The 13695-nt window shown below is 69.7% G+C and carries 6 protein-coding genes; 4 read left to right on the plus strand and 2 right to left on the minus strand.

Going from position 1 to position 13695, the window contains the following annotated elements; translation table 11 throughout:
- The first annotated feature begins 74 nt into the window (after nt 1-74).
- The gene (locus ABT367_RS26660; protein WP_352255632.1) at nt 75-971 is read left to right on the plus strand and encodes an RNA polymerase sigma factor SigF; all 897 of its coding nucleotides are present in this window, start codon (nt 75-77) and stop codon (nt 969-971) included.
- A gap of 63 nt (nt 972-1034) precedes the next feature.
- Here ABT367_RS26660 and ABT367_RS26665 read toward each other — a convergent pair whose 3' ends face one another.
- Entirely contained in the window at nt 1035-5372 is a 4338-nt protein-coding gene (locus tag ABT367_RS26665) for a discoidin domain-containing protein (RefSeq protein ID WP_352255633.1), read from the minus strand.
- 317 nt (nt 5373-5689) lie between these two features.
- On the opposite strand from ABT367_RS26665, the gene ABT367_RS26670 reads away from it, so the two are divergent.
- The 3 genes from ABT367_RS26670 (at nt 5690) to ABT367_RS26680 (ending at nt 11907) form a co-directional block, all read left to right on the plus strand.
- Nucleotides 5690-7744 carry a glycosyl hydrolase family 28-related protein gene (locus ABT367_RS26670; protein ID WP_352255634.1) on the plus strand — a complete coding sequence of 685 codons (2055 nt, stop codon included), beginning with the start codon at nt 5690-5692 and terminating at the stop codon, nt 7742-7744.
- Nucleotides 7745-7925: 181 nt separating this feature from the next.
- Entirely contained in the window at nt 7926-9881 is a 1956-nt protein-coding gene (locus ABT367_RS26675) for a hypothetical protein (RefSeq protein WP_352255635.1), read from the plus strand.
- 166 nt (nt 9882-10047) lie between these two features.
- Nucleotides 10048-11907 (plus strand): S8 family serine peptidase, encoded by a 1860-nt coding sequence (locus tag ABT367_RS26680; RefSeq protein WP_352255636.1) that lies wholly within the window; start codon nt 10048-10050, stop codon nt 11905-11907.
- 54 nt (nt 11908-11961) lie between these two features.
- Here the strand turns inward: ABT367_RS26680 and ABT367_RS26685 are convergent.
- A partial coding sequence (locus ABT367_RS26685; RefSeq protein WP_352255637.1) for a LuxR C-terminal-related transcriptional regulator occupies nt 11962-13695 on the minus strand: 1734 nt, incomplete at its 5' end.

A 13695-nucleotide genomic window follows, 5' to 3' on the forward strand; every position in this document is an offset into this window, starting at 1 on the left:
GGCGGTTGGCGGGTATCAGCCAGGGCACGACGCGCCCCCGGCCAGGAGGGCGCCCTTCTACTTCGGGAGCGACGATGGCGTCCACGACCGACAGCAATCCCCGCGAAGCGATCACGCGTGCCGAACGACATACCGGTGGGCAGGGGTGCGCGACAGCCCTGCCCGGGCTGGAGGACCTGCCTCCGTTGCCCGATCCCGCGAGCGTGACCGCCGCCGATGCCCGGGCTCTGTCCAAGGTGCTGTTCGCCCGCCTCGACACGTTGGAGGAAGGGACTCCGCAACACTCCTACGTGCGCAACACGTTGGTGGAGCTGAACCTCGCGCTGGTGCGCTTCGCCGTGGGCCGTATGGGGGTGCGCGGTGAGACGTACGAGGATGTCGTCCAGGTCGGCACGATCGGACTGATCAAGGCGATCAACCGTTTCGATCCGCAGCGCGGTGTGGAGTTCCCGACGCTGGCCATGCCCACCATCATCGGCGAGATCAAGCGCTACTTCCGCGACACCACCTGGGCCGTGCACGTCCCGCGACGCCTGCAGGAACTGCGCATCGACCTCAACAGGGCCACCGCCCGGCTGGAGCAGAGCAACGGACGCCGGCCCACCGTCGCCGAACTCGCCGCCGAACTCGGTCTCGACGAGAACGACGTGATCGAGGGCCTGGTCGCCGCCAACGGCTATTCCGCGTCCTCGCTCGACCACCCGAACGACACGGAGAGTGCCGAGGACACCCTCGCCGACCACATCGGCTTCGAGGACCGGGCTCTGGAGAAGGTCGACAACCTGCACGCCCTCAAGCCGCTCCTCGCCGCCCTGCCCGACCGCGAGCGCAGGATCCTGGCCCTGCGATACGGCACCGAGATGACGCAGAGCGCCATCGGCAGGGAGTTCGGCATCTCCCAGATGCACGTCTCCCGCATCCTCGCCCGCACGCTGCAGGCGCTGCGCACCAAGCTCACCGCACCGCGCTGACGCCGCCGGCCCCGGCCGCCCATGGAGCGGACGACCGGGGCCGCGTGCTGACCGGGGGGCCGATCAGGGCAGGATGTTGATCTTGAAGGTGGACGTGGTGTTCCGGATGTTCTCGGCGTTGTCGCTCAACTTCAGGTTGTGGAAGGTGACTTCACCGACGGCCGGACCCTGGCCCCCTTCCGGCATCTCGTTGGCCCACAGGCCGAAGCCCGACTTGTGGTCGTAGGCGTCGCCGCTCTTGCGGGCTCCCGTGATGGTGATGTCCCGCAGGATGGTGTCCTTGATCGGATTCTGCGGCTGGCCTCCCACGTAGTTGGTCTGGAACATGATCCCGCTGTACGTCGGATCGGTGATGTCCACGTTGTTGATGCGGATCCCCTGGAAGACCTTCGAGGCGGAGAACAGCCAGATGCCGGGGAAGGTCTGGCCGTTCCAGAAGTGGCCGCCCGCCCGTTCGATCGAGATGTTCTCCAGCGTCGTGGGTTCGGTGCCGAAGCCGTTCATCGGGTAGCCGAAGTCCAGGGAGCTGACGGTGATGCCGGAGTAGACCAGTGTGTCGGCGATACGGATGTTGCGGAAGGTGTTGTTGTAGCCGCCGTACACCGCGATACCCGCCGCGCGCCAGGTCAGCGTCGTGGTCAGGTTCTCGTAGACGTTGTTCTTCATGTCCGCGCCGCCCGCGTCGATCGCCGAGAACAGCGCGAAGCTGTCGTCGCCGGTGGCCCGGGCGTCGTTGTTGGTGACGAGGTTGTCCGTGCTGCCGTTGGTCATGTTGACGCCGTCGGCGAACATGTTGCGGATCCGCGAGTTCTTTATGGTCATACGGTCCGTGTTGGCGCCCCAGTACAGGCAGACCATGTGCTCGTTCCAGATGTTGTCGATGGTGATGTCGGCGACGTTCTGGAAGTCGAACACCTTGCCCGGCCCGTCGATCCGGGTCGTGTAGTTGCCGAAGTAGGCGAACCCGCTGAACGACGAGCCGTTGGCGGTCGCGTCGGCGCGGAAGCCGATGTCGGTGTTCTCCTGGGACTTGGGGGCGTGGAACCTGGTGAACCAGGGCCCGGCGCCGACGACCTTGACCGCCTTGCCGTAGACCTGGAACTTGCTGCCGGTCTCGTAGTCGCCGGGCGGCAGGTAGACGCCCTTCAGCGTGTTGGTGGTGTCCATGCGGACCTTGTCCAGGGCGTTCTGCACATCCTGGTGGGAGAAGCCGGCCGGGACGGTGAACGTCGCCGGGTCCGGGTTGCCCTGGGATACCACCTGCTCCAGATCGATGAAGTCGATGGCGTACTTGGAGGTGTTGGCTCCGTCCTTCTGCAGCCTGATCTTGCTGCCTGCCTTCACCGTCTCGCCGAGCAGGAGGTGTGCCTCGTCGTAGATGTGCCGGGCCGGTCCCGCGCTCGGCGAGTTGCCCGGTGAGGCTTCCGCCCCGTACAGCCAGGCGTACTTGGAGGTGAGGTCGAGCGCCTTGCGGAAGACCCCGTCGACGTACACGTTCAGGGTCGCGTTCGTCCCGCCGCCGCCTGCCGCGTCCGGGATGGAGAAGCGGGTGACCAGGGTATTGGTGTCCTGCTTGGCGGTGAATTCCACGGAAGCACCGGTGGTGTCGAGCGTGACGGCCTTGCGTCCGGAGGCCTCGCCGGCCGGGTCGCCGATGGTGCGGTTGGGGCCGACGATCGTCGCGCCGCCGCCGATGACGCCGTCCTCCGCTTCGTAGGTGTCGTACGGCATATCGGCGCCGCGGCCGACGAACAGCGACCTGGTGCTGGTGTTGTTCTCGCGCTTGACCGGCAGTTCGTTGGTGTCGGCGGCGATCACCGTCTTGACGGTGTACTTGCCGTTCGCGGCCGTCCATGTGCCGAGTGCGACCGGCTCGGTGGTGTCACCCGCGCCGATGGTGCCCGAGTACGGCTTGGTCAGGGTCTTGACGGTGTCGCCCTGGGCATTCTGCACGGTCAGCGTGATGGCGTGGTCGCCGGACGCGGACGCCTGGCTTCCCTGGTTCTTGATCGCGACGCTGAAGGCGACCTCCTTGCCCGCGGAAGGCGCGGACGGGGACCAGCTCACGGGCGAGGCGACCAGGTCCGAGGACTGAACCGGCTTGACCACCAGGGGACTTGGTGCCGTGTAGGTGTTGTTGGCCTCGTTCTCCTCGATGACCGCGTTGTTCTCGTCGACGACGGCGCTCAAGGGGTACGAGCCCGCGTCCTGCGGATCGACGGTGGTGCTCACCGTGGCCGAGGCGCCCGCGGCGAGTCCGGCCACCGGCTTCGTACCGACCGTCTCGCCGCCGAGCTTGAACGTCACGTCGCTCGCACCGGATGCTTCCGCGCCCCGGTTGTGCACGGTCGCGGTGAGCGTCAGGCTGTCCGTCTCGACCGGAGCTTCCGGTGTGTGGGTGAGCTTGGTGACCTCGAGGTCGGGGTTGGGGGCGGGGGTGCCGATGACCTCGAACTCGGCGGCTTGACCGGCGCTCGACCCGCTGTTGGCGGTGAACTGGAGCCGTACGTCGGCGACCCGCGCCGAGACCGGGATCGTCACGGTGTTCTTGTTGCCGGACGGGCTGAAGGAGTACTCCTTCTCCCCCACCAGCGAGGTGAAGCTCGTGGCCTTCTGTTCGCGGCCGAGCACCTCGACCTTCTGGGTGCGGGCGCTCCAGGCGGCGTCCGGGTTGAGCTTGACGACTACCGCCTCGATGTCGGCGTTGGCGCCGAGCTTCACGGTCAGCGTGTTCGGGTAGCTGCCGGCTCCGCCCTCCCAGTACGTGGAGGTCTGGCCGTCGTTGGCGTTCGCGGCGACGAACGAGTGGATCACGGAGGAGGCGCTGATCGGCTTGCCGGCAGCCAGGTTGGATCCTTCGAGAGTGCCGGGGCGCGTCACCGTGTTGCTGAGGGCGGAGGCGTTTCCGGCGGCGTCGCGGGCTCGCACCGCGTACGAGACCGTCTCGCCGGCGGCCCGCTGGTCGGTGTAGGTGGTCACGTCACCGCCGAGCGTCTTGAGCAGCGTGCCGTCCGCGTACACGTCATACGCGGTGACCTTCACGTTGTCCGTGGACGCGCCCCAGGTCAGCTTGATCTGACCGGCCGCGGGCTGGGTGTAGGCGAGATTCGCCGGGGCGGTGGGGGCCTGGGTATCCCCGGAATCTGCCTTGCGGGTCACGGAGTTGCTGTTCGGCGAGGTGTTGCCCGCCGCGTCGCGGGCGCGCACGTAATACGTGACGGTGGCGTTCGCCGGCTGCGTGTCGGTATAGGTGCGCACGCTCCCCTCGACCGTGGTGCGCAGCTCGCCGTTGGCGTACACGTCGTAGGCGCTCACGCCGGTGTTGTCGGTGGCCGCGTCCCAGGTGAGCTTGATCTGGCCGGGGGCGGGCTCGGTGTAGGCGAGGTTCGCGGGCGCGGTGGGCGCCTGGGTGTCGCCGCCCGCCGGGCCGTAGATCTCCAGCTCGGACAACTGGCCGGCGGGCTGGCTGTCGTTGGCGGAGATCAGCACCCGGACGTAGCGCGTGGTGGCGGTGTCGAAGGTGAGCGTCGCCGTGTGCCCGGTGGCCGTCGAGAAGGCGTACGCCTTGGCCGCGCTCAGATCGGTGAAGTCCGTACCGTTCTCACTGCCCTGGATCTTCAGGGTCTGGTTGCGTGCGCCCCAGGTCACGGGCACGCGCAGGACCACCTCGTTGACGCGGACCGAGGCACCGAGGTCGGCCTGGATCCACTGCGGCAGCTTGTTGTTCTCGCTCTCCCAGTAGCTGGCACGGTTGCCGTCGTTAGCGTTCGCCGCGACGTACGTCTCGGTGTGGCTGCTCGCCTTGAGGGTCTTGCCGAGGGCCAGGTTGGCGGAGGTCTCCTCGGCGGCGAACACCTGCAGCTCGGACAACTGGGCAGCCGGCCAGCCGGTGTTGGCGGTGATCTGCACCCGTACGAACCGGGTCTGCGCGGCCGGGAAGCCGATGGTCACCGTGTTGCCGTTGCCCGGGGCGAAGGAACGTGCGGCGGAAGCGGCAAGCACGCTGAATCCGGTGCCGTCCTGGCTGCCCTGCACGGCCAGGGTCTGGCTGCGGGCCTCCCAGGACGGCGGCAGCTTCAAGACCACCTGGTCGACCCGGGCGGCTCGGCCGAGGTCGACCTGCACCCACTGCGGGAAGTCTCCGCCCGAACTCTCCCAGTACGAACCGGTGTTGCCGTCCGTGACCTGGCCCGGACCGAACCCGCCCTTCGCACTGCTGGCGGTGGCGGGCTTGCCCGCGGCGAGGTCGGGCCCGCCGGCGGCCACGGCGCTGAGGCCTGGCAGGCACAGCAGGAGCAAGGTGGCGACGAGACCTGCGGCGAGGGTCCGCCACGTACGCGGGGAGCGCCACGCTCTCTCACGTCCTGGTGGTGCGGCTGATGCGGGTCTGATGCGACTCATGAGTCCCGTAGCTCCTTTGCTCTCTCCTGATGCCCAATTGCCCTCGCTTTGCAGGAGAGTTGCAGAGAACTGTCGCCTTGACTACAGCCCGGACGGAACTTCAGCTTCCCGACACCGCGCGATCCAGCCAGATAGTCGCAAAAACCGTATGCATTGCTGCAATTGATCGTCAGACGTGCGACATTCCGCGACCAAACCCCTTGTGGCCCGGGGGCGCCCGCCCTAGCCTCACCTTCGCCCAGCGTCTTGCGCCCGGTGCCTGATGCTTCGTCGAGCTCAGCCACGCCCCGGCCGCCGCAGAGAAACGAGTCGCTCCGATGCCGCTGACCGTCCGTCGGACCATCCGTCACCCCCGCAGAGGAAGACCCGGGACGCTGAGCGTCCTCACCGTCCTGGTCCTGGCCACGTCGGGCCTTACGGCCGCCTCGTCGGCGGCCGAACCGCCCTCCGCCGCCGACCCGACTCCCGTGACCCGCGCGGGACTTGACCCCGCTCTCACCAGCGGCCGCGGCGCGGACGTCCGGTTCCAGGAGCAGGAGGCGGAGAACGCCGTCACCGACGGCGAGCGGATCGGCCCGGACCGCACGGCGTACACGCTGCCCGCCGAGGCCTCGGGCCGCAGCGCCGTGAAGCTCGAGCGGGGCGAGTACGTCGAGTTCACCCTCCCCAAGGCGGCCAACGCGATCACGGTCCGCTACAGCATTCCCGACGCACCCGGCGGCGGGGGCATCAAGGCGCCCCTCGACGTCACGGTCAACGGCAGGTCGCACCGCACCATGCCCCTGACCTCCGAGTACTCCTGGCTCTACAACCAGTACCCGTTCACCAACGACCCCGGCGCCGATCTCCTGCACCCCGACTGGTGGATCACCGAGTGCTCCTGCGTGCCCAGTGCCACCACGCCGGCACCGGAGATCCAGAAGCCGTTCCGGCCGATGCACTTCTACGACGAGCAGCGGATGCGGCTGCCCAAGACCTACCGGGCCGGTGACAAGGTCCGGCTCACCGTCCCCGCGGGCAGCAAGGCGGAGTGGACGGTGATCGACCTGCTGGACTCCGAACTGGTCGGCGCACCGCATGTGCGGCTCAAGGCGGTCAACGCCCTTCTCCACGGCGCCGATCCCACCGGCCGGCGTGACTCCGCGCCCGCCATGGACCGGGCGATAGCCCAGGCCAGGCGCCTCGACCTGCCGGTGTACGTGCCGCCGGGTACGTACCAGGTGAACCGGCACATCATCGTGGACGACGTGACCATCGAGGGCGCCGGCAACTGGTGGACCGTCTTCAAGGGCAAGCAGGTGAAGCTCGACAAGCCCGCACCGGACGGCTCGCTCCACACCGGCGTCGGCTTCTACGGCCGCAGCGCCGCCGACGGAGGCAGCCGGGACGTCCACCTGTCCGGCTTCGCCATCGAGGGCGACGTACGCGAGCGGATCGACACCGACCAGGTCAACGGCGTCGGCGGCGCGATGAGCGACTCCACCATCCGCGGGCTGCACATCCGCCACACCAAGGTCGGATTGTGGTTCGACGGGCCGATGGACAACCTCCGCGTGAGCGACAGCATCGTCGTCGACCAGATCGCCGACGCCCTCAACTTCCACACCGGCGTGACCGATTCCAGCGTCTCCCACACCTTCGTCCGCAACACCGGTGACGACGGACTCGCGATGTGGTCCGAGAAGACGGCGAACGCCCGCAACACCTTCGACCACAACACCGTGCAGTCGCCCGTCCTCGCCAACGGCATCGCCATCTACGGCGGTACGGACACCACCGTGTCCCACAACCTGGTCGCCGACCCCGTCCGCGAGGGCAGCGCCCTGCACGCCGGGTCCCGTTTCGGCGCCGAACCCTTCGCCGGGAAGCTGGCGTTCACGAACAACACGACCGCCCGCGCCGGCGCGTACGAACTCAACTGGAAGATCGGCCTCGGCTCGATCTGGCTCTACGCCCTCGACCGCGACGTCGACGCGGACATCCGCGTCACCGGCGACCACTACCTGGACTCCACCTACAACGCGATCATGCTGGTGAGCGAGTGGAGCGTGAAGGACAAGTACGCCATCCCCGCGGTCCACTTCAAGGACCTGCGGATCGACGGCACCGGCACCTCGGTGCTCAGCGCCCGGGTGAAGGGGTCCGCGACCTTCGAGAACGTGGACGCCCGCAACGTGGGCGCGGTCGGCGTCAACAACTGCGGTTCCTTCAACTTCCCTTCGACCGGTTCGGAGTTCTCCCTCACCGACCGCGGCGGCAACGACGGAGGTACGGCGGCCGGCTCCTGGCTCGCGCCATGGCTGCTGCCCAACACCATCACCTGCGACGACCGCCCGCCGGTGGTGACTCCTCCGGCGCCGTCACCGTGGTGATGCGGCCGAGCTCGTGATCAGCGGCACCGGGACCACCCACCTCGTCGGGGGTCCCGGTGCCGCTTTGCCGGTGGGGCGCGGACTTGACGCATTCACCCTGGCTGTAACCACATGCCCCTTCACTCGTTTGGCGGAGTGAAGAAAGTGCCATGTGACAAGCCTCGGAAGGCGTACAGGTTCCGTGTCCAACTCCTCCCGCCGCACCACGGTCGGCCGCCTCCGTACGCCCCCGGTCGTCCAGGCGGAAGCCCATCTGGTCGATCAGTACACCCGCCTGGTGAGCCTCGCGTACCTGACGCTTCCCGCCACCCTGACCCGGCACCGCCGCGTCCTGCTCGCTCACGGGATCGTGCAGCGGGCGCTCCCGCGCGGCGGCGGTTTGCGCGGTCCCCGCCGCGCGGACCTCGTACCTCCTCAGCGCACCGCAGGCGACGAACCCATCGCCGACCGCCTCCGCGAGCGCGTGCTGCGCGCAGCGCTGAACTGCGAGCGCCGCCCCCGTGGATGGCCCAAACGCCTGCCCCCGCCACGGACGCTGCTGCCCCGGATCCCGGCGGTGTGGGGTCTGCGCCTGTTTCCGCGCGCAGGAGGCGCGGAAGAACTCGCGCTCGGCAACACACTGGCGCACGTCCCCGCCTCCACGCGGGCCGCCTTCGTGCTGCGGCACCTGGAGCGGCTGTCCGACAGCAAGGTCAACGAGCTTCTGGCAGCCGCGGGCGTACAAGAACCGCACCGAGCTCTGCGCGCCTCGCACCGCCTTGACACCACAGCCGGCCCCACGGCCGAAACGCTCCTGCGCTCACAGGAGTTCGATGCCTGCTCGGTGCAGACGCGGCCCACCGACCTGCTCCGCCGTCGGCGTCGCTTCGCGCTCCTGTGGGCCGTCACGGCGGCCGTGGCGGCCCTCGTCCTACTGGCGACTTCGCTCGGCGGTGACGACAGGGAGCAGCCCACCATCGCGCTGCCCGCCGGAGCCGTCGGCCCCGATCAACTGGTTCGCGTACCAAGCGAACTGTGGGCCGACACCTCACGTGTCGACTTCAGCGCCTGGCCGCCACGCGGCGACCGGGCCGACGACACGGAACTGCTCACCCGGGCCTTGGCCACGTGGGCCGCGCCGCCGAAGACGGTCCGCGTCACCAAGAGCGTCGGGACCACATCCCAACCGCCCTCCAATGCGACGCGGTTGCTGTTCGCCGGTGAGGTCCGCGAGCGCACGATCGCCGTGTTCCACGACGGACAGCGGCTGGTGCGCTACACGGAGAGCAGCGGCGCCGAGCCCGCGCTGGACTTCGCGCGCGCCGACGACGCCGATGTGACCACGGCGGCCGCGGTCGTCCTTCACCGCGGCCGCGAGGGTACGCGCTATCTCCTGGCGCCGTGGATCGCCGAGGCAGCCCACCGTGACCTGTTGCGCCCCAACGCTCCGGCCCGCCCTCTGGGCTTCGGCAAGGACGGCATCACCGAGCCGGTGACGAGCCCCTCCGCCGAGGGAGCCTGCGACACGTGGCCCGTGCTCCAACTGCGCTCGTCCGACCGGATCGTCGAGAAGCACTCCTTCCTCGTCACCGATCTCGGCGGACTCACCCCCGCCCACCTCAGCTACACCCCACTGCCCGGCCAGGGCGCCCCCGCCCGGCAACCGCGCGAGGCCACCAGCACGAACGCGCTGACCAGCTGGACCCGTACGGCATGCCGGCTGGACGATTTCCGCGACGACGGCGTACGAGCGGTCAACGTCTGGGACTTCGCCGACCAGGAGCTGCCGGACCGCGGCGGGCGGGCGGTGTGGTCCTGCACCCGGGCGACCACGTGGCGCGGGCCCGGCCACGTACTGCTGCAGTTCAAGGCGCAGGGCACGGATTCCGCTCCGCTGGTCGGGCGGGCTGACGCCACGGCCGCTTGCAGCCGGTTCGGACAGCATGTTCTGGCCACCCACCAATGGGTCGCACCTTCGGGCGGGCGCTACCTTCTCGCCGCGGGCAGCAGAGAGGTCGTCTCCCTCAAGGTCTCCGGCGCCGTGGACGCCACGGCTCAAGGCCGCACGCTCGCGCGCAAGATCTCCTCCCCCGACGCACGAGTCAAGGTGCGCGCGCGGCTGTCCGACGGCTCCGCGCTCGACCCCATCGGTACGTAGGGCACAGCTCAAGTACGGGTATACGGCGCGCTGATTGCGTACCCCTACTCAATACGGACCCGGATTGCCCGGGTCCGCAGGGGACTCCGAGGGTGGGGCCACTCGGAGAGGAGTCCCCATGAGCATGACAGGATCGATCCGGCGAAGAGCGGCTGCCGTTGCCGCCATGGCACTCGCAGCCAGTCTTCTCGCCACCCAGGCCCCGGCCCTGGCGTCCGCGCCGGCGGACGCGACGATACGCAATCAGGGCGCCGCGAACGTGGTGCAGGACCGCTACTTCGTGGTGCTGAAGGACAGCGCCGCTCGCCAGTCGGGCGGGGTGCCCGCGCAGGCGCAGGGGCTGGCGAAGAAATACGACGGCAAGGTCAAGTACACGTACACCGCGGCCCTCAACGGCTTCTCGGTGACCATGAACGAGCAGCGGGCGAAGCGCCTGGCCGGCGACCCGAGCGTGGCCTATGTGGAGCCGGTGGGCTACGCGCACGCCGTCGGGGAACAGCCCAGCCCGCCCTCTTGGGGCCTGGACCGCGTGGACCAGTCGGACCTGCCGCTCAACCAGAAGTACACCTACCCGGACCGGGGCGGTGAGGGTGTCACGGCGTACGTTCTGGACAGTGGTACGCGCCTGAGCCACCAGGACTTCAGCGGCCGGATCACCTCCGGCCCCGACTTCATCGACAACGACAGCAACGCCTCCGACTGCAACGGCCACGGCACCCATGTGGCGGGCACGGTCGGCGGCACGAAGTACGGCGTCGCGAAGAAGGTGAAACTCGTCCCCGTCCGGGTCCTCGACTGCCAGGGCAGCGGCCCCTGGGACGTCATCGTCAAGGGCATCGACTGGGTGACCCAGAACGGCGCCAAGCCGGGTGTGGTCAACATGAGCCTGGGCGGCGACGGTACGCAGTCCACGGTGGAGAACGCGGTCAAGAACTCCATCGCGGCCGGCTTCACCTACGCTCTGGCGGCCGGCAACAGCGGCGCCGACGCCTGCGGTTTCACCCCGGCCCGTACTCCTGAGGCGATCACCGTCGGCAACAGCAACGACCAGGACGCCCGCTGGACCGGCAGCCCGGGTCCGAGCAACTACGGCTCGTGTCTGGACATCTGGGCGCCCGGCAGGAGCATCACCTCGGCGGGCCACTCGAGCGACACCGGTTCCGCCACCATGACAGGCACCTCGATGGCCTCCCCGCATGTCGCAGGTGCCGCAGCCCTGTATCTGGACGCCAACCCGTCCGCCACACCGCAGCAGGTGCGCACCGCGCTGGTGAACAACGCCGGCAACAAGATCACCAACCCTGGTTCGGGTTCGCCCACCGGCCTGCTGTACACGGGCTTCATCAACGGCGGTGAACCGCCCGTCGAGGACGACTTCTCCCTGGCCGCCGACCCGACGGCAGGCGCCGTCGGCCCCGGCCAGTCCGCCACCACCACCCTGTCCACCAAGGTGACCAAGGGTGAGGCGCAGAGCATCGACCTGTCCGCCTCCGGGCTGCCCTCCGGTGCCACGGCCACCTTCGATCCGGCCACCGTCACAGCGGGCGACTCCGCGAAGCTGACCATCGCCACGGGCGCGAGCACCCCGGCGGGCAGCTACCCGGTGACCGTCAAGGGCACCGGTACCGAGGCCTCCCACTCGGTGACGTACACCCTCACCGTCAACGGCGAGGACCCGGGCCCGGGCCGCACGTTCTCCGTGAGCGACTTCCGGATGATCCCGGACGCGGGCACGGTCTCCTCGGCGCTGACCTCCAGCGCGAGCGGCAACGCCCTCGACCCGGTCTCGGTGACCGTGGACATCTCGCACCCATGCGCCGAGGATCTGGCGCTGACCCTGGTGGCGCCGAACGGCAACCAGTACCGGATCAAGCAGGCCTCGTACGGGTCCTGCACCTGGTTCTCGGGCGGCACGTACACAGTCTCGGGGGTGTCCTCGCCGGCGGCCGGAAGCTGGCAGCTGAAGGTCACCGACGCCTACGCCAACGACGTCGGCTGGCTGAACGGCTGGAGCATCACTCTTTGACCGGTCCCGCGTCCCGCAGCTGAACCGAGCCCTCCTCGCGGGAGTCCGCCGCCCTCACCGTGTCCGCGCGGTGAGGGCGGCGGGCAGTTCGGTACGGGAGGTCAGCGACAGCTTCCGCAGGGCCTTGGCGATGTGCTGCTCGACGGTGCGCGGGGACAGCACCAGCTCGGCGGCGATCTCGGCGTTGGTGCGGCCCTCCGAGGCAAGAAGTGCCACCTCCCGTTCTCTGGGCGAGAGTTGAGTGCCGTACGCGGGCCGTCCCCGGCGGGGCGCCGCGGGGCGCGCGAGGCCGTGCCGCTGGAGCGCCCCGCCGCAGCGTGCGGCATCTGCCGCCGCGCCCAGGGCGTCGAACTGCCGCTCAGCGGCCACCAGTTGATCGGGGGTCTGGTGGGCGTCGAGCGCGCAGCGGCCCGCCCGCTCCAGGGCCAGTGCAGCATCGTAGGGCTGCGGGACGGCCGCGTACTGCTCGGCGGCCTGGGCGAATCCGGTGCGCGCCTGCCCGGTCCGGCCCGCAGACTGATCGAGCAGCGCCCGGCACAGTTGCAGCGCGGAAGCGGCAAGAGGCGCGTCCCGGTCCTCGATGCCGTCGGCGAACTGGCCCACCGCGCGCTCGGCAGCGGTCAGTTCACCGTCCCGGGTCAGCAGCTCGACGTACGACGGAACCAGCTCGGAGCCCCACACCCACACACCCTTGGTGCGCAGCCGCCGCCAGGCCGCTTCGCCGGTGCGGCGCGCCTGGGGCAGTTCGCCGCGGTCGAGCAGGCCCCGCAGCAGCACTCCCCCGGCAGCGGTGACAACCGGGGCGGCGCCGTTGTCGGGGGCGCTCAGGCCCGCGGCGCGCAATTGGTGGTGGGCGGTGCTCCAGTCGCCGTGGGCCAGGGCGAGCTGCCCGGCCACGAGGTGGGCCTCGGGGCGGGCGGGTGACAGCGGGTTGCGGGCGGCCAGTCCTTTGGCCCGGTTCTCCAGGTCGGACCAGTTGCCCCGGCCCCAGTCGATGCGCAGGGTGGTGCCCTTGGTGAGGTCCGCGTTGAACTCGGCACCCACCCGCGAGGCCAGCTGCAGGGCGTGGCGGATGAACCGGTCGGCGTGGTCGTAGTGGCCGAGCCAGGCCACACCGTCGGCGGCGTTGCACAGGCCGCGCAGCACCTCGATCCGCGTGACGCCGCCGAGAGCGTGTGCGGCGGCCAGTTCACGGGCCAGTGCCCATACGCTCCCGTCGCCGACCTCGGCGGTGAGGGAGACACGCCCGGCGAGCACCACGAGCTTGAGCGCGGGATCGCCCGACCGGTCGGCGGCGGCCTGCGCCCGCTCCAGCCAGCGTTCGTTCTCCGCCACCGCGACCCCGGTGAGGAACGGCATGGCCAGGGCGACCATGGCGCGTACCGCGGGCTCCGGGCGGCCGCTCAACTCATCGACGGCATGCGCCATTTCGGCAAGCCCCTGCTGAGGGCTCGCCCCCTGGTTGACGATCAGGAGCGCCAGGTCGCGCCGCAGTTCGCCCCGTACGCCGAGGGGCAACTGCTCACTGTTGATGAGGCGTTCCAGGAGTGTGTGGGTGGTGTCGTCGAGTCCGGACAGATGGCCCGCGACCTGCGCGAGCTTACGGGCGAGACGGACCTCGGTGGCACCCGGCAGCCCGTCGGTCGCCAGCGCCTCCTTCAGCAGCTCGGCCGCCGACTGCGGGTCGGGAGTGCGTTGTTGTACGGTCCGGTCGGCGGCGGCTTCCGCGGTACGCAGCCATGCCTTGGTGCTGCCGGCCGCCCGGTGGTGCCGGGCGACCCGGGCCAG

Origin of the sequence: Streptomyces mesophilus, from assembly GCF_040300965.1 — a bacterium.
Taxonomy (GTDB): domain Bacteria; phylum Actinomycetota; class Actinomycetes; order Streptomycetales; family Streptomycetaceae; genus Streptomyces; species Streptomyces mesophilus_A.

Coding starts and splice junctions, on each gene's coding strand:
- ABT367_RS26660 (WP_352255632.1), top strand. CDS start 75: ATGGCGTCCACGACCGACAGCAATCCCCGCGAAGCGATCACGCGTGCC.
- ABT367_RS26665 (WP_352255633.1), bottom strand. CDS start 5,372: ATGAGTCGCATCAGACCCGCATCAGCCGCACCACCAGGACGTGAGAGA.
- ABT367_RS26670 (WP_352255634.1), top strand. CDS start 5,690: ATGCCGCTGACCGTCCGTCGGACCATCCGTCACCCCCGCAGAGGAAGA.
- ABT367_RS26680 (WP_352255636.1), top strand. CDS start 10,048: ATGGCACTCGCAGCCAGTCTTCTCGCCACCCAGGCCCCGGCCCTGGCG.